General features: G+C 71.2%; 13 protein-coding genes. 8 read left to right on the top strand and 5 right to left on the bottom strand.

Annotated elements, in window-relative coordinates; all coding sequences use genetic code 11:
• Positions 1 to 41: 41 nt before the first annotated feature.
• Entirely contained in the window at positions 42 to 2675 is a 2634-nt protein-coding gene (locus SH922_RS36720) for an ATP-binding protein (RefSeq protein WP_393062862.1), read from the bottom strand.
• A 109-nt stretch (positions 2676 to 2784) separates the two neighbouring features.
• On the opposite strand from SH922_RS36720, the gene SH922_RS36715 reads away from it, so the two are divergent.
• Together SH922_RS36715 and SH922_RS36710 are read left to right on the top strand one after the other, a co-directional pair.
• Positions 2785 to 3309 (top strand): DUF309 domain-containing protein, encoded by a 525-nt coding sequence (locus SH922_RS36715; protein WP_393062861.1) that lies wholly within the window; start codon positions 2785 to 2787, stop codon positions 3307 to 3309.
• Between the two features lie 94 nt (positions 3310 to 3403).
• Positions 3404 to 3742 (top strand): hypothetical protein, encoded by a 339-nt coding sequence (locus SH922_RS36710; protein WP_393062860.1) that lies wholly within the window; start codon positions 3404 to 3406, stop codon positions 3740 to 3742.
• A 28-nt stretch (positions 3743 to 3770) separates the two neighbouring features.
• Here the strand turns inward: SH922_RS36710 and SH922_RS36705 are convergent, their stop codons facing one another.
• From SH922_RS36705 to SH922_RS36695, 3 genes are read right to left on the bottom strand one after another with little or no spacing between them, the layout of a single operon-like run.
• Positions 3771 to 5000, bottom strand: coding sequence for an FAD-dependent oxidoreductase (locus tag SH922_RS36705; RefSeq protein WP_393062859.1), 1230 nt, complete (start codon positions 4998 to 5000; stop codon positions 3771 to 3773).
• The gene (locus tag SH922_RS36700; RefSeq protein WP_393062858.1) at positions 4997 to 6418 is read right to left on the bottom strand and encodes an NAD(P)/FAD-dependent oxidoreductase; all 1422 of its coding nucleotides are present in this window, start codon (positions 6416 to 6418) and stop codon (positions 4997 to 4999) included. Before SH922_RS36700 ends, SH922_RS36705 begins: the two co-directional genes overlap by 4 nt.
• A gap of 19 nt (positions 6419 to 6437) precedes the next feature.
• Entirely contained in the window at positions 6438 to 7871 is a 1434-nt protein-coding gene (locus SH922_RS36695; RefSeq protein WP_393062857.1) for an FGGY family carbohydrate kinase, read from the bottom strand.
• 320 nt (positions 7872 to 8191) lie between these two features.
• Between SH922_RS36695 and SH922_RS36690 the strand changes: the two genes are divergently transcribed.
• Both SH922_RS36690 and SH922_RS36685 read left to right on the top strand, forming a co-directional pair.
• Positions 8192 to 9199 carry a hypothetical protein gene (locus tag SH922_RS36690; protein WP_393062856.1) on the top strand — a complete coding sequence of 336 codons (1008 nt, stop codon included), beginning with the start codon at positions 8192 to 8194 and terminating at the stop codon, positions 9197 to 9199.
• A gap of 83 nt (positions 9200 to 9282) precedes the next feature.
• Positions 9283 to 10812 (top strand): amino acid permease, encoded by a 1530-nt coding sequence (locus SH922_RS36685; protein WP_393062855.1) that lies wholly within the window; start codon positions 9283 to 9285, stop codon positions 10810 to 10812.
• Positions 10813 to 10867: 55 nt separating this feature from the next.
• Here the strand turns inward: SH922_RS36685 and SH922_RS36680 are convergent, their stop codons facing one another.
• Positions 10868 to 11638: a sulfite exporter TauE/SafE family protein gene (locus SH922_RS36680; RefSeq protein WP_393062854.1), complete on the bottom strand. Its 771-nt coding sequence runs from the start codon at positions 11636 to 11638 to the stop codon at positions 10868 to 10870.
• 138 nt (positions 11639 to 11776) lie between these two features.
• Between SH922_RS36680 and SH922_RS36675 the strand changes: the two genes are divergently transcribed.
• The 4 genes from SH922_RS36675 to SH922_RS36660 all read left to right on the top strand — a co-directional run bounded on the left by SH922_RS36675 (position 11777) and on the right by SH922_RS36660 (position 16316).
• Positions 11777 to 12940, top strand: coding sequence for a substrate-binding domain-containing protein (locus tag SH922_RS36675; RefSeq protein ID WP_393062853.1), 1164 nt, complete (start codon positions 11777 to 11779; stop codon positions 12938 to 12940).
• A gap of 102 nt (positions 12941 to 13042) precedes the next feature.
• Positions 13043 to 14401: an ABC transporter substrate-binding protein gene (locus SH922_RS36670; RefSeq protein ID WP_393062852.1), complete on the top strand. Its 1359-nt coding sequence runs from the start codon at positions 13043 to 13045 to the stop codon at positions 14399 to 14401.
• 47 nt (positions 14402 to 14448) lie between these two features.
• Positions 14449 to 15444, top strand: coding sequence for a carbohydrate ABC transporter permease (locus SH922_RS36665; RefSeq protein ID WP_393062851.1), 996 nt, complete (start codon positions 14449 to 14451; stop codon positions 15442 to 15444).
• Positions 15441 to 16316 (top strand): carbohydrate ABC transporter permease, encoded by an 876-nt coding sequence (locus tag SH922_RS36660; protein ID WP_393062850.1) that lies wholly within the window; start codon positions 15441 to 15443, stop codon positions 16314 to 16316. The genes SH922_RS36665 and SH922_RS36660 overlap by 4 nt, the downstream gene beginning before the upstream one ends.
• Positions 16317 to 16338: the final 22 nt, after the last annotated feature.

Raw genomic sequence — 16338 nt, 5'->3', positions numbered from 1 at the left:
CCCCCGGACCTGCCGGGCGGCTGCGCAGGACAAACATTACCTCACTCCGAGGACCGGATCGACGCCCGTGCCTGCTGGGCGCGGGTTGCCAGCTCCTCGGCGCCGCAGGCGGTGGCCAGCTTGTGGGCGCGGGCGAGCTCTCGTGGCGACCGGGTGGCGACGCCGTGGTCGAACAGAGCGAGCGCCAGTTCGTAGCCGGACGGCGACGCCTCCAGGTGGCGGACCGCCTCGGCCAGCAGGTGGGCGGCCTCCTCCGGGCGAGCGAAGAGGGAGACACAGCGCAGCGCCTCTCCGATGGCCGTGTCCGTACCGAAACGCTCGGCGTGCACCCGGGAGGAGTTGGCGAGCTGGGCGGCGCGGCCCGGGTCGTCGTCGGCCAGGGCGCGGGCCAGGTCACCGGCCCAGGGGCCCCAGATGCCGTTGAACCTCCCGCGCGGTTCGAGGGCCTGTCCGGCAGCCTCCAGCTCCGTGATGGCCTCCTTCGTACGGCCTTCGGCGAGCAGCAGCCGGCCGCGGACGCACGGGGCGTCGGGCAGCACCATGGCACTGGGATAGGGCAGACCGAAGTCGTACTGGTCGGCGATCTTGCGGGCCTCGGTGATACGGCCCCGGGCCAGCAGCGTGTCGATGAGCAGACAGGCGGCGTCCCAGTGGACGGGCAGTCCGCTGCCCACACGGTCGGCGAGGCGGAGTCCCTCGCGCAGGAAGCCCTCCGCCTCGGCCAGGCGGCCGCGACGGCGGTGGACCAGACCCAGCAGCGTGTGGGCGAAGGCCAGGTGGGCGCCGCTCCAGCCGGAGATCTCGAAGGCGCGCACCGCCTCACCGAAGAGCTCCTCGGCGCGGTCGAGTTGGTCGGTGAAGGCGAAGGTGATGCCGAGCAGGGTCGGGAGCTCGAAGCCCCATTCGGTGTCGGTCCAGCCGAGGCCGCGGGCGGGGTGGCCGTTGACCAGAGCGCGCTCGCTGAGGTCCACGATGAGCTGGGAGTTCTCGCCGCGCAGCATCGCGTCGAAGGCGCGCAGTGTGAGCAGCGCCCGCTCGGCGTTGTCCCGGCCGGTGAGGTGGTCGGCGTTGGCGGCCAGCCGGCGGGAGCGGCCGGGGCCGTCCTCCTCGGTGGCCTGCATGCCTTCCCAGAGGAAGTGAGCGGCCTGGAGGCGCATCAGGCCCGGTCCGGGTGCCGTGCGCTCGGCCTCGGCCGCCAGGGCGAGGGCCGCCTCCTTCAGCTGGTTGTTGTGCGACAGCGCGGCGGCGAGCCGGAACGTGGCGTCGACCCGCAGTTCGTCGGCGAGGCCGGGCATATCGAGGGCGGCCCGCAGGTGCTGCACGGTGGTGGGAGGCGAGCTGAGCAGCGTGGCGCAGCCCAGTTCGTAGAGCAAGGTGGCGCGCGCGTCATGGCGCGGGGGTTCCTGGAGGGCCCGCTCCAGGCAGCGACGTGCCGCCTCGGGAGCGCCGACCGCGAGGTGCTGGTTGGCGGCCGCCCGCAGCTGCTCGACCAGCTCCTGGTCGTCGTCCGGATGGACTTCCAGCAGGTGGCGGGAGGCGGCGGCCGGCCCGAGTCCGGCCCGGGCGATCGCCCAGGCGGCCCTGCCGTGCATGGCGGTGCGGGTAGCCGGCGGGATGGAGCGGTACACGGCGGTGGCGATCAGGGGGTGTACGAACTCCAGGGGGTCGAAGCCGCTGACGATACGGGCCTCGCGCAGCCGGGCCGTGCAGTCCGCCGCCTCGGCCGGACTCATGCCGGCCAGGGTGGCGGCGAGGTCCTGGGAGATGTCCGTACCGAGCACTGCGGCGGCCCAGGCGAACCGGTTGGCGTTGGTGCCGAGCCGTTCGAGCCGGGCCACGAGTCCGCTGCCCCGGGCAGACGCGCCGAGTTCGCGCAGCAGTCCGGCGGACTCCTCCAGCGGGGCCAGTTCGCGGTCCTGGACCTTGGCGACGAGTTCGACCGCCTCGTAGGGGTTGCCGCCCGTGACGGCCCACACCTCGCGGCAGAACGGGTCGTCGGCGTGCTCCCCGAGGGTGGCCCTGACCAGTTCGGCGGTGGCGTCGGGGGTGAGCGCGCGCAGGGCGACCCGGACCTGCGCCGGATGGCTGCCCGCGGTGGTGCGCTGGGCCTCGCGGGCCGCGAGTTCCACGGGGCGGTGTGCCTGGACGACCAGGACCTTCAGTTCACCGAGCCGGGCGGTGAACGAGGCGAGCCAGGCGAGGGATTCGCCGTCCGCCCAGTGCGCGTCGTCGATGATGAGCAGCAGCGGGCGGTGGCTCCACCGGGAGGCGAGCTGGGAGACGACCCAGTCGAGGCCGTCGCGCACACCCTGCGGGTCGGGCTGCGGACCGGTCGGCTCGACGAGGCCCAGGGCCGGTGCCGCGATCTCGTACCAGGCTCCGAACAGGTCCTTCACGTCATCGGCGGAAAACTGGTCCAGCGCGGGCTGGAGCAGTTGGCGTACGACGTGGAACGGCACCGAGGTGACCGTCTCACCGCCGCGGGCGGACCAGACGGTGCACCGGTCGGCCGCCATGGACTGGATCTCGGCCAGCAGCGCTGTCTTGCCGATGCCTGCTTCGCCGCTGAAGACCAGCAGCCCGCCGGTCGCCTGCGCGCCGCACAGTGCGTCAACTGCTTCTGCGGCAGCGGCGAGTTCCGGTTCTCGCTCGTACAGCGGCCGGGACGGCTTCATGCCTACCCTCCCCCAAAGTCGTATCGATGACAGTCGACCCTAGTCGTGCGCGGGGGGCCACCAACAGTGGTTCGGGCAGTTCGTCGCAGGTACGAGGCACAATCGAGGGGTGGACGAGACTCGCAGGGACCGGGACGCCGAGGGCCGGGCGCACAACGCGCGCCCCCGGGACGGGCTGGGGCGCCCATTGCCGTACGGCACGCCGGGGGTGGAGCGACAGCCCGAGGGGGTGGTCCGCACCCCCGCGGAAACCGTACGGGAGGCACAGCGGCTGCTGGACGCGGGAATGCCGTTCCATGCGCACGAGGTCTTCGAGGACGCGTGGAAGTCGGGCCCCGAAGCGGAGCGGGAGTTGTGGCGCGGGCTGGCCCAGCTGGCCGTGGGGCTGACCCATGCGGCCCGGGGGAACGTGACGGGCGGGGCACGACTGCTGCGGCGGGGTGCGGCAGCGCTGACGGAGTTCGCCGGGGTCGGCGGGGCCGCGGAGACCGCCGCCGCGACGACCGTGTACGGGATCGGCATCGGTGCGCTGACCGGCTGGGCCCGGGAACTGGCAGCGCGGGTGGAGGACGCGGGCGCGCCGGCCGTCGACGCGGCCGCCGAGGCGCCGCGGCTGCAACCGGACGACGGATGACACAGGCCTGAGAGCTGCCGAACTCCCCTTACTTTCCCTGCCCTTGACCCGGAGCGGTGAACACTGCCGTTCGAACCCATTACCATCCGGCGTCATGAGCACTTCTGACCAGGACCAGGACCAAGCCGTGGACGCATCCATAACCGCACCCGAGGACACCGCGGAAGCCGAGGACCGGAGACTGACGCCGCGGCAGGCGAGACGCCTGCGCATCGTCCTCTCCTCGGTCGGAATGGCGGCGATGGCGGTCGTTCTCGGGCTGCGGATCGCGAGCCGGTCCTCCGTCCTGGTGGTCGGGGTGTACGGACTCGCGCTGATCCTGTGCGGGATCGTGATCGAGCTCAGCCGGAACGGCCGGACCCGGCTCGGCAGCTGGCTGCTGGGCGTCGGTCTGGTGGCGGCGATCGGTTCGGACTGGCTGCTGATCCCCTGAGTGTCCGGAAGATCTCCTGAGAGCCCGGTCAGCCGACCGAGACGCGCACCGTGCCACCGTGCGGATCGGCCCGGTCCAGCCAGTCGGCGGGCAGGTGGAAGGGGCGGCCCGGCCGGGCGGGCCGCAGCAGGCGTCGGTGGTAGAGCTCCAGCCCGTCCTGATGGACGACGAGCAGCGGAGCCGTGAGCTGTCGGCCGGTGCGCAGGATGAAGCGGTCGTTGAGGGGCCGGTCGCCGTCGGGGCCCATCAGATTGGGTGCGATCCACTCCAGCGGGGCCGCGACGGCGAGTGCGGGCCGGCGGGCGGGCCAGGCACCGGTGGCCAGATGCCGTCGTACGGGGGCGGCCAGAGCCCGGCCCTCCGCCGCCGCGGTGCCGGCGCTCTCCACCGCGTGGAGCAGATTGCCGACGGCGAAGACGCCGGGCGCGTGGGTGCGGTACGCGGCGTCGTGGGCGGGGCCGCGGGTGCCGGGGTCCAGGAGGACGTCGCCGCGCCGCGCCAGTTCGTGGTCGGGGATCCAGTCGCCGGTGAACACCACGGTGTCGCACGGCAGGGTCGTCGTACGGCCGTCCTGATGGCGCACCGCGACCCCGGTGAGCCGGGTGCGGCCCGTCAGGGCTGCGACGGTGGTGCGGGTGAGCAGCGGGGCGCCATGGCGTGGTCCCAGGGCTGCGGGAAGGGCCGGCGGGCGGTCGGTGACCCGGGCGACGACGTCGACTCCGGCAGCGCGCAGGGTGCCGACGGCGGCGATGCTGACCGCTTCGTCGCCGACGATCACGGCCCGGGTGCCGATGTGCTGGTGGTGGACGTGGACGGCCTGCTGGAGTTCTCCGGTGGTGTAGACGCCCGCCGGGCGGGTGCCGGGGACGAGCCGGGCGCTGCGCGGGCGTTCGCGGGCTCCGGTTGCGAGGACGACGGCGCGTGCGGTGATCCGTTCGAGCCCGTCCGGTCCGGTGGCGTCGAGGGTGCGGGGTCCGGTCCAGCCGGTGACGGTGATGCCGGTACGCAGGGTGGCGCCGGCCCGTGTCGCCGCGGCCGTGGACCGGCGGGCGTACTCGGGGCCGCTCGTCCCGCCGTTGGGACGGCTGCTGCCGAATCCCGCGTGGTGGCAGTGGCGCGGGATGCCGCCGGCGCTCTGTTCGCGTTCCAGGACCTCGACCCGCCGTACGCCGGATGCGGCGAGCTCGGCCGCGGCGCCCAGTCCGGCCGGTCCTGCTCCGACGACCAGCACGTCGACGGTCCGCTCACGGCGGGTCATGGCCCGGTCCCCTCGATCAGTGCGCGGAGCCCGGCCCCGCAGTGGAAGCCCTGGCAGCGTCCGTTGCCGGCCCTGGTCCTGCGGGCCAGAGCGGCGACGGATCGCGGCGGGAGCGTGGAGGCCAGTGCGTCGCGGATCTCGCCCGCGGTGACGCGTTCGCAGTGGCAGACCAGGGTGCCGTACGCCGGGTCCCGGGCGATGAGTTCCGCGTTCAGGTACGGGCGTTCGGTCGCCTCGCCGAGGCCGGGCATGGTGAGGGGTTCCAGATCTGCGGGGGTGCCCGGGTCGAGTCCGGTCCGGACGAGCAGGCCGGTGACGTGGTCCGCGATGGCCATGGAAGCGGTCAGCCCGGTGGAGCGGATGCCGCCGACGGCGATGTAGCGCCGGTCGGGGTACTCCTGGATCCGGTAGTCCTCCTGGCCGGTGGCTGCCCGCAGTCCGGCGTAGACGGCGGTCACCTCCTCGTCGAGGAGCCGGGGCAGGATCCGGCGTCCCTTCTCCCGCAGCAGGGCGATGCCGTCGTGTGTCGACTCGGTGGCGGTCTTGTCGTCGAGCTCCTCGGCGGTGGGACCGAGGAGGACGTTGCCGAAGACCGTCGGTGCGACCAGAACCCCCTTGCCCGCGGCGGTGGGGACGGGAAGCAGGATGTGGCGGACGAGGTCGCGTGCGAGCTTGTCGAACACGATCAGCTGGCCGCGGCGCGGGGTGACGGTGAAGACGTCGTGGCCGAAGCGGCGGTCGATCTCGTCGGCGTGCAGCCCGGCGGCGTTGATCAGGAAACGGGTGCGCAGCGGTCCGCGGCCGGTCGTCAGGGTGTGGACCGTGTCCCCTGGTTCGATGTCGAGGACCGGGCAGTCCAGGTGCAGATGGACGCCCGCCCGGACGGCCTGGGTGGCGAAGGCCAGGGGCGTGCTCCAGGGGCAGATGACCGACTCGTCGGGGACCTCCAGCGCGCCGAGCGCTCCCGGGCCCAGGTGGGGTTCCCGTTCGGCGACCTCGTCGGCGTCGAGCAACCGGGCCGCGTGGTAGCCGTTGGCCTCGGCCTTGGCCAGCAGGGCGGGCAGCGCGGCGAGTTGTTCCGCGTCCCAGGCGACGAGGAAGGCGCCCACGCGTTCGACGGGGATGCCCGTCGCGGCGGCGTACGCGGAGAGCCTCTGCTGTCCTTCGCGTACGAGGCGGGCCTCCAGCGAACCGGGCGCGGCGTCGAAACCGGTGTGCAGGATCGCGGTGTTGGCCTTGGACGTGCCGTTGCCGATGTCGTCCGAAGCCTCGACGAGAGCGGTGCGCATGGGGTAGCGGGCCAGTTCGCGGGCGATGGCGGTGCCGACCACGCCCGCTCCGACGACGGTGACGTCGTACGGAACGTCACCGGGCAGCGCCGGAAGTGGTTCCCCGGCGCTCGTGACGGTGTGCGTCATCGGGCGGCCCGGGCTGAGTTCATGACCGTTCCAGGAGGGTGTCGACGGCCGCACGGAATCCGGCGAGGCGCTCGGCCGCCTGCTCGGGGCCGATCCGTGGTTCGTACACCGCGGCCGGCCGCCAGGCGGGTACGGCCTCGGCGAGGGTGAGCCCGGGGTCGACGCCCAGCCGGGCCACAGCACCGGCGCCGAGCGCGGTGACGTCGGGCAGCGCGGACACTTCGACGGGCCGTTGCAGCAGATCGGCCTGGGTCTGCATGAGGAGTGCGGAGCGGGTCAGTCCGCCGTCGACGCGGAGCGCTGACAGCGGTGAGCCCAGATCGGCCGCCACCGCGTCGGCGAGCTCGACGACCTGTGCGGCGATGCCCTCGCAGAGCGCCCGCACGAGGTGGCCTGCTGTGGTGTCCAGGCTCAGGCCGGTCACCGAGCCGCGCAGGTCGCCGCGCCACCAGGGGGCGGCGAGGCCGGCGAGCGCCGGTACGAAGGTGACGCCGCCGGAGTCGGTGACGCCGCCGCCGACGGGGTCGAGGTCGGCGGCGCCGGAGATCACCTTGAGGTCGGTGAGCCAGCGGACCGCGGAGGCGGCCGTGTAGACCTGTCCGTCCAGGCAGTAGCTGGTACGCCCACCGAGCCGCCAGGCCACGCAGCTGACCAGGCCACTGGAACCGCGCCGCGGAGCGTGACCGGTCTGAGCGAGGAGGAACGCACCGGTGCCGTAGGTGCACTTGGCGGTTCCGGGTTCCAGGGCGCCCTGTGCCAGCAGGGCGGCCTGCTGGTCCACGAGGAGGCCGGTCAGCGGAAGTTCGCCGCCGAACGCCGTCGTCGTACCGAACGCCCCGGCCGCGTCGACCACGGACGGCAGGCGTTCATCGCCCAGACCGAAGAGGTCCAGGGCGGCGGGCGACCAGCTGACGTCGTCGAGATCGAGCAGCTGGGTGCGGCCGGCCGTGGCCGCGTCCGTCACGAACGCACCGGTGAGCCGGTGGACCAGCCAGGAGTCGCTGGTGGTGACGACGCCTTCCCTGGTCAGTTCGCGGCGGATCCAGGCCATCTTGGGTGCGGCGAAATAGGGATCCAGCGGAAGCCCGGTGAGGTGCTTCAACTCTTCTTGGTGCGGAGCGAGTTCGTTGCAGATCCGCTCGGCCCGCCGGTCCTGCCAGACGATCGCGTCGGTGAGCGGTTTCCCGGTGTCCGGGTCCCAGGCAAGCACCGTCTCACCCTGGTTGGCGAGGCCGACGGCGACGACGGGCTCGGCAGCCTCGGCCAGGGCCTGCGCCCCGGCTTCGAGGACCGATCCGAGCAGTTCGCCGGGGTCCGCCTCGACCGCTCCTCCCGGCCCGTACCGTGGGCGCACCGGAGCGGAACCGGAACCGATCACGCCCCGCTCGGGGCAGATCACCAGCGCCTTCGTTCCGGAGGTGCCCTGATCCACGGCGAGTACCGGGCCTGTCATCGGGTCTCCAGCGGTACGCAAGCCCTGCGGCTTGAACGGAATCGTGATCTTCGGTCGCCGGAGCCCAGGGTGGTGCAGCCCAGCTGTTACGTCAAGCGCCCGCAAAGCATGCGCCGCCAGGCCCGCACCGACTTTCAACCTCCTGTTTGCATACGTTACTTGAAGAAGATCCACGGTTCATTCGGGAGTTGGACCCCCAGGGCTCTACACTCACCGCCGAGCAACAACCGGACGCTTTACAGCAGTTCATTTTTCAACTGCTGCTCCACCCCCCACGCCCCGAGGATCGATGAGTCCGACACCACGTCCCGAGCACGTCCATGGCCAACAGTGATTTCAGGCCGGTCTACCACCCGGCCGGGCACGACAACGAACTCCGCTCCGCATTACAGGACTTACGCACCGGGCGCTGGCTCTCCATGCGTGATCTGCTGGAGAGCACCCCGGACTGGACCCTGTGGACCCAGCGGACCCAGGTGCTCGGGGCGGTCGCCGCGGGATCGGACGCGGTACAGGCCTGGCTGACCGAGGAACCGCGCAGCGTCGCGGCCACCGTGATGCTCGCGCGGGTCGCCGTGGAGCGGGCGGTCCGCGCCCGCCGCGCGGACCATCCCAGCGGCCAGGAGCTCTGGCAGGAGGCCTGGGAGGCGTGCCGTTCGGCCGCCCACGCCTCGCCTGCGGACCCGGTGCCCTGGGTGTGTCTGCTGGCGCTCTCCCAGCTGGACGAACGCCAGCGCCTGGAGGAGCACCGGCTGCATCCGCCCGGGCCCATGCTCTTCCCCGGGCCGTGGGGCCTGCTGGCGGAGGCCGACAAACGCGATCCGTACAACCGCGAGGCCTACCACCGCATGCTCCAGTTCGTCTATGCGCGCCAGGCCGGTGGATCCCTCTCGGAGGCGGTCAACTTCGTGCAGTGGGCGGCCTCTTCGGCGCCCGACGGATCGGCTCTCCACGTACTGCCGCTGTATGTGCGGGTGGAGCGGTACCGCCGCGAGAACGGTCACGAGAAGGCGCTGGACCTGCACTGGGTCACCGAGGACGCGGAGCGCGAGGCCCTGCGCGCCCTGGAGATCTGGTTCCACCGCACACCGCGGGCCACCCACACCCTGCTCGATCTCAACCATCTGGCTCACGCGCTGTGGGGCGCGCTCCAGTTCGCCGAAGCGGCTCCCGTGTTCCAGGAGCTCGGCCCGTACTTCACCTCGCTGCCCTGGGCGTACCGCACCCGCACGCCCAAGGACCCCGGCGGCGCCGAGGAAGTGTTCCTGCGCGCCCGCAGCCGCGCCCTCGCCGCCGCCCGCGATCCCGGCCGGGGGCCGCACGGCTGAGCGTGCAACCGCTCTCCTCCATGTCCTTGTGTCCCGTTTCCCCTTCTCCCTTTTCCCCCATTTCCGCTCACGGAGGTCTCCCCATGTCCATATCCACCTCGAACCGGAAGGGTGCCGAGGCCGCCCCGCCCAAGGACGAGGAGCAGCGGCTGCGCGAACTCGGCTACCAGCCGGTGCTGGCCCGCCGCATGGGCGGCTTCGGCAACTTCGCCATCAGCTTCTCGGTCATCTCGATCCTGTCCGGCTGCATGACCCTGTACGGCTTCGGCATGTCCACCGGTGGGCCGTCGGTGATGCTCTGGGGATGGGCCGGGGTCGGTCTGTTCGTGCTCTGTGTCGGTATGGCGCTCGCCGAGGTCACCAGTGCGTACCCGACGTCCGGGGCGCTGTACTACATGGCGGACCGGCTCGGTGGCCGCAAGTGGGGCTGGTACACCGGCTGGCTGAATCTGCTCGGGCTGCTCGGGGCGATCGCCGGCATCGACTACGGTGCCGCGCTGTTCACCGGTGCGCTGATGAACCTGCAGTGGGGCTTCACGCCCACCCCGGGCAAGACGATGATCATCTTCCTCTGCATCCTGCTGCTGCACGCCGTACTGAACCTCTTCGGCGTCCGGCTCGTCAGCGTGCTCAACTCGATCAGTGTGTGGTGGCATCTGGCCGGTGTCGCGGTGATCGTGTCCGTGCTCGCCATCGTTCCCTCGCACCACCAGTCGCCGTCGTTCGTCTTCACCGAGTTCGTCAATGACACCGGCTGGGAGAATCCGCTCTACGTGGCGGCGATCGGTCTGCTGCTGGCGCAGTACACCTTCTGCGGCTACGACGCCTCCGCCCACCTGTCGGAGGAGACCTCGGACGCCTCGGTCTCGGCGCCCCGTGGCATCGTCCGTTCGATCTGGGTCTCATGGCTGGCCGGTTTCGTGCTGCTCGCCGGGCTGACGTTCGCGATCCAGGACTACGCGGGGACCCAGGGGAGCGCCACCGGAGTGCCGCCGGCCCAGATCCTGATCGACGCGCTGGGGACCTCGGGCGCCACGGCGATGCTGCTGATCGTGATCGCCGCGCAGCTGTTCTGCGGTAACGCCGAGGTCGCGGCCACCAGCCGGATGGTGTTCGCCTTCAGCCGCGACAACGCACTGCCGGGCTCCTCGCTGTGGCGCAAGGTGAGCGCCCGCACCCAGACGCCGGTCAACGCGGTGTGGCTGTCGGTCGTCGTCGCCGGAGTGCTCGCCCTTCCGTCGCTGTACTCGGCGACCGCCTACGGGGCGGTGACCGCGATCAACGTCATCGGCATCACCCCCGCGTACGCCATCCCGATCTTCCTGAAGCTGCGCGCGGGCGACCGCTTCGAGCGCGGGCCGTGGCACCTGGGCCGCTGGTCGAAGCCGGTCGGCTGGATCGCCGTGGTGTGGGTCGCCCTCGTGACCGTGCTCTTCCTGCTGCCGCAGAGGTCGCCCGTGACCATCGACTCGATGAACTACGCGTCGGTCGCACTGGTCGCCGTGCTGGTCCTGGCCACCGTGTGGTGGTTCGTCGCCCGCGGTTCGTACGGCACGCCGTCGGCGTACGGAAACGCTCGCGAGCAGGCGGAGATCGAGGAGGACATCGTCTGACGGGCGCTCCCCGGTGCCTGCCGGCCCCTCCGGATCACGACGATCCGGAGGGGCCTCACGGGTTCAGGAGCAGTTGCAGGCCACCCAGCACGGTGGCGCCGATGACGAGGCGCTCGAAGAGCCGCTGGTTGATCCGGTCCACACATTTCCGGCCGATCCAGGCACCCGGGACGACGAACGCGAGCATGCAGGCGTCCAGCAGCAGCGACCGAGCGTCGATCAGCCCGAGGCCCACGCTGAACGGCACCTTGGACGTGTTGACGATGAGGAAGAACCACGCCGATGTGCCGAGGAAGCCGAGTTTGCGGAACCCGGCGGAGAGCAGATAGAGCGACATGACGGGGCCGCCCGCGTTGGCGACCATGGTCGTGAATCCCCCGAGCACCCCGTACGAGCGCGCCTTGAACCGCTCGGCCGCGGTGGGCGGCTCCCCGCCGGCCGCCGGCTCCTCGCCCGCGGCCGCGGTGCGGCGCCGCCAGATCGTGACGCCCGCCATGAAGATCAGGATCGCGCCGATGGAGGTCCGTACGGCGGCGTCGCCGGCCCACATCATGAACAGCGTGCCCGCCACCACGCCCACGGCGACGGCCGGGAAGAGGCGGAGCAGGGTCGGCCAGTGCGCATGGCGTCGGTAGGTGAGCACGGCCAGCAGATCGCCGGCGATGAGGATCGGGAGCAGTACTCCGGTGGACTCGCGGGCGGGCAGTACCGCCGCGAAGACCGCGAGACTGATCGTGTTGGCACCACTGACGGCCGTCTTGGAGAAGCCGACGAGTGCGGATGCCGCGGCCAGCGCCGCCAGTTGCCAGAGTGTGAGGGTGTCCATGCCAGGGACAGATCGTAATCCCTGTGATTTTCGGCCTTGAGTGAGCCCTGACTGCCGCATGGCTATGCTGCGCTCCAAGCGCTCACACGAAGCGTTCAAACGCACAACGCACAGCGGCAGGGCAAGGGGGCCAAAGACATGCGGGAGCCGGTTGAACTCAGGCGTCAGCGAATCCTGGCGGTGGTGGAGTCGCGCGGTGCGGTCAAGGTCAGCGCGCTCGCGGACGAACTGGCCGTCTCCGTGGTCACGGTGCGGCGGGACGTGGAGGAGCTGGCGCGGGCGGGGCGGCTGCGGCGCGGGCACGGCGTGGCCCGGCCGGTGCGCGATCCGGCGGGGCCGCCGGCGGTGCCCGCGCCACGGGGCGGCGATCCCGCAGGCGACGGGGGTGCGGTCGCCCTGGTCGTACCGGAGCGGCATTCGTACCTGTACGAGACGCTGCACGGTGCCCGGACCGTGCTGGAGGAGTCCGGAATCCGCATCGCGCTGTACCTCGCGCCGCAGTCGGCCGATGCCGAACGGCCGCTGGTGGAGCGGGCACTGGCGGACGGGGCGCGCGGGCTGCTGATCGCCCCCCGGTGGCGCAGCGTGCTCTCCGAGGAGCTGGACTACGACTGGCTGGCCGACGCGGGCGTGCCGACCGTGCTGATGGAGCGGCGGCCCCGGCCGGGCAGCACCTTGCACGCCCTGGACTCCGTGTGTTCCGACCACTGGTACGGGACGCATCTCGCCGTGGATCACCTGGTGTCGCTGGGCCACCGCCGGATCGTGCTGGCCGCACGGGACGACAGCCCGACGGCACGCACCGTACGCGCCGCGTTCGCCGAGATCGCGGCCGCCCACCCTGAGGTGGACGAATGGACGGTGGTGCTGAGTTCGCCGGACGCGGTGCCCGGGCCCGGCCCGTCCGGGGCGCGCCCGGTGCCCGGCGTCCCGTCCGGAAGCAGGGACGACGCGCCCGATCTCGATCTCGCGGCGCTGCTGCGCGAGCGCGGGGCGACGGCTGCCGTGCTGCATGGCGACGTGGACGCGCTGATGCTGGTGCAACGGCTGGCCGAGAGCGGGGTGCAGGTGCCCCGGGACTGCTCGGTGGTGGCGTACGACGACGTGGTCGCGGCGCTGGGCAGCACCCCGCTGACCGCGGTGGCGCCGCCGAGGGCGGAGATCGGCAGGGCTGCCGCCGAGCTTCTGCTCCACCGGCTCTCCGGAGCGGCCGGGGCGGCCGGCCCGGTGCGCCGGACGCAGGTGCTGCCCGAGTTGAAGGTACGGGGATCGGCTCAGGCGATCACCCCCGCCATGAGCTGATCGTTTGACCGCTTTATTTTTCTTCTGAGCGATCTATTGACCGCTACCGATCAGCCGATCAGGATTCCCCGTGTCTTCATTCAGGAGCCGCGGGAGGCGCCCATGCCCGGTCGACACAGCCGTCGATCCGTGCTCGCCACGATGACCGCACTACCGCTGGCGGGCGCACTGAGCGCTTGCAGCGGTGGTACATCGGGGGCGGACAGCACGAGCAGGACCAGCACCGTCAGCAACAGGGGCCGGAACACCACGCACATCACCTTCTGGTCCGCCCTGCGCGGGAGCCAGGAAGTGGTGGACGCGTTCAACCGGACGCACAGCACCGTCCAGGTCGACTTCCAGCAGATCCCCACAGGGGGGCAGGGCGGATACGCGAAACTCAGCAACGCCTCCCGGGCCGGCAACGCCCCCGACGTCGCGACGATCGAGTACCCCCAGATCCCGGGCTTCGCCATCGACGGAGTCACCCTGGAACTCACGGACCTGATGAGCGACAGCCTGCGGGCCAAACTGCTGCCGCAGGCCCTGGGGCTGACCACCTTCGAGAAGCGCGTCTTCAGCATCCCGCTCGACGTCGAACCGATGGTGATGCACTACCGCACCGACCTCTTCGACACATACGGCATCGAAGTCCCGCGCACCTGGGAAGAGTTCGAGGAGACGGCCCGTACCGTACGCGACAAGGCGCCCGGCCGGCGGCTGGCGGCCTTCGCCACGGACGGCGCACCGCAGTTCTCCGGGTTCGCCTGGCAGGCCGGCGCCCAGTGGTTCGACACCCGCAATGGTGCCTGGAACGTCTCGCTCACCGACGAGCCGAGCCGCCGTGTGGCGGCGTACTGGCAGCGGCTGATCGACCAGGACCTGGTCTTCATGACGCCCGTGGACAGCCGCCAGTACGACGCCCAGGTCACCGACGGCCAGGTCCTGGTCCGGCTCAGTGGCGCCTGGGACGCCGGGGCGCAGATGAACGCCCGGCCCGGCCAGAAGGGCAAGTGGGCCATCGCGCCGCTCCCCCAGTGGGACCCGGCCGATGCCGCGCTCGGCACCCACGGCGGATCCACCTTCGCGGTCACCAGGAGCAGCAGGCACCCGGAGGCCGCGCTGGAGTTCATCGAGTGGCAGGTCTCGCACCCCGACGCCCTGCGCGCCCGGCTCTCCAGCGGCGCCAGCAGCCAGTACCCGGCCGCCCCCGGCCTCGTCGCCGTCGGCCGCAAGGCCTTCGACCGCAGCTATTACGGCGGCCAGGACGTCTACACCCTGTTCGAGCAGGAGGCCCACAAGATCCGGGACGGCTGGACCTGGGGGCCGCGGATGACCGCGACGCTGAAGGTCATGCAGGACGGCTTCGCCCGGGTGAGCGGCGGCCAGGGCTCGCTGCTCGACTCCGTGCGCGCGGCCCAGCAGGGCACCATGCCCGACCTCAAGGCGCTGGGTCTGTCCACCACCGAGCACAGCAGCTGAGCCGCAGTCCGTCCCCCTTCCCTGCAGCAGAGAGGCAGGTGACACCGATGACCAGCCCAGTCACCACGCCGGCTTCCGCCCCCGTGAGCGTATCCGCGGCGGCGCCGGCACCCACCACGTCCCCGCGCACCGCCCGAAAGTCGGCACGCCGCCGTGAACTCGGCGCGGCCGGCGCCCTGATGACCCCCTTCTTCATCCTTCTGGTGACGGTCTTCCTGATCCCGGTCGTCACCGCCGTCTGGCTCAGCTTCTTCAGCGACGACCAGCCGGGGCTCGGCTTCGGCCCGGAGCGCACGGTCTTCGTCGGGCTGCGCAGCTACACCGCCGTACTGACCGACCCGACGTTCCTGAGCGGTCTCGGCACCGTCGTCCTGTACTGCGTGATCTACATCCCGGTCATGGTCACCGGCGCGCTCGCGCTGGCGCTGCTGCTGGACTCCGGAGTGGTGCGGCTGCGCTCCTGGGCCCAGCTCGGGCTCTTCCTGCCGCACGCCGTGCCCGGCATCATCGCAGCCGTCATCTGGCTCTACCTCTACACACCGGGGCTGAGCCCGGTGATCGACCTGCTCGGCAAGGCGGACATCACGATCAACTTCCTCGGGGTGCACTCGGTGGTGCCCTCGATCGTGAACATCGCCCTGTGGAGCAACCTCGGCTACAACATGGTGGTCTTCTACGCCGCCCTGCAGGCGGTGCCGCGCGAAGTCATCGAGGCATCCGTCGTCGACGGCGCCGGACCGGTCCGCACCGCACTCCAGATCAAGACGCCCCTGGTGCGTTCCTCCGTCGTGATGGTCGCGATGTTCACCCTGATCTTCGCGCTGCAGCTGTTCACCGAACCGATGCTGCTGAGCCAGGCGACGCCGATGATCAGCTCGCGCTTCTCGCCCAGCATGTACATCTACGACGCCGCGTTCACCCGTAACAACTACGGCCTGGCCGCGGCTGCCTCGGTCGTCCTGCTGGTGTGCACGATCGCGCTCTCCTACGGCGTGACCCGCTGGACCAACCGTTCCAACGCCGCCGAGGAGGACGCCCGATGAGCGCGACCGCTCCCACCCGCACCGCCGCCGTCCTGCGGCCCCGGCTTCTCGGCCGCTCCGTCGTCAACCTCGTCGTCGGCATCTCCGTGCTGTACACGCTGCTGCCGGTGCTGTGGCTGGTGCTCGCGGCGTCCAAGAACCGGGACGCGCTGTTCGGCAGCGACATCCTGTCGCTCGACCACTTCTCCTTCGCGCAGAACCTCAAGGACGTGTTCGCGATGGACGGGGGCCTGTACACGCGGTGGTACGGCAACAGCCTGCTGTACGCGGTCCTCGGAGCCGCGCTCGGGGCGCTGATCAGCATCGCCTGCGGCTACGCCTTCGACAAGTACCGCTTCGCGCACAAGGAGAAGCTGTTCGGCCTCGTGCTCGCCGCGGTGATGGTGCCACAGACCGTGCTGGCCCTGCCGTTGTATCTGATGGCGTCGGGCACCGGACTGGTGAACACCTTCTGGTCGGTCTTCATACCGGTGCTCTTCAATCCGTTCGGCGTGTACCTCGGCCGGATCTTCAGCCAGGGCTACGTACCGAACGAGGTTCTGGAAGCGGCCCGGGTGGACGGGGCCGGCGAACTGACCACGTACTTCCGGGTCGCCATGCGGATGCTCGGCCCCGGTCTCGTCACCGTGTTCCTCTTCCAGCTCACCGCGATCTGGAACAACTTCTTCCTGCCCATGGTCATGCTGTCCGACCAGGACCTCTATCCCGTCAGCCTCGGCCTCTACACGTGGAACAGCGCCGCCACCGTCTCACCCGAGTACTACCCCGTGGTGATCATGGGGTCGCTGCTCGCGGTCCTGCCGTTGATCCTCGCCTTCGCGCTGCTCCAGCGCTTCTGGAAGTCGGGGCTCACCGCCGGAGCCGTGAAGTAGCCGGACCCCGCACCCCCTCCGG

Origin of the sequence: Streptomyces sp. LN549 (assembly GCF_043203805.1) — a bacterium.
Lineage (GTDB): Bacteria > Actinomycetota > Actinomycetes > Streptomycetales > Streptomycetaceae > Streptomyces.
Note: the sequence above shows the minus strand (reverse complement) of the source record. Positions and strands in the feature narration are given on the sequence as shown.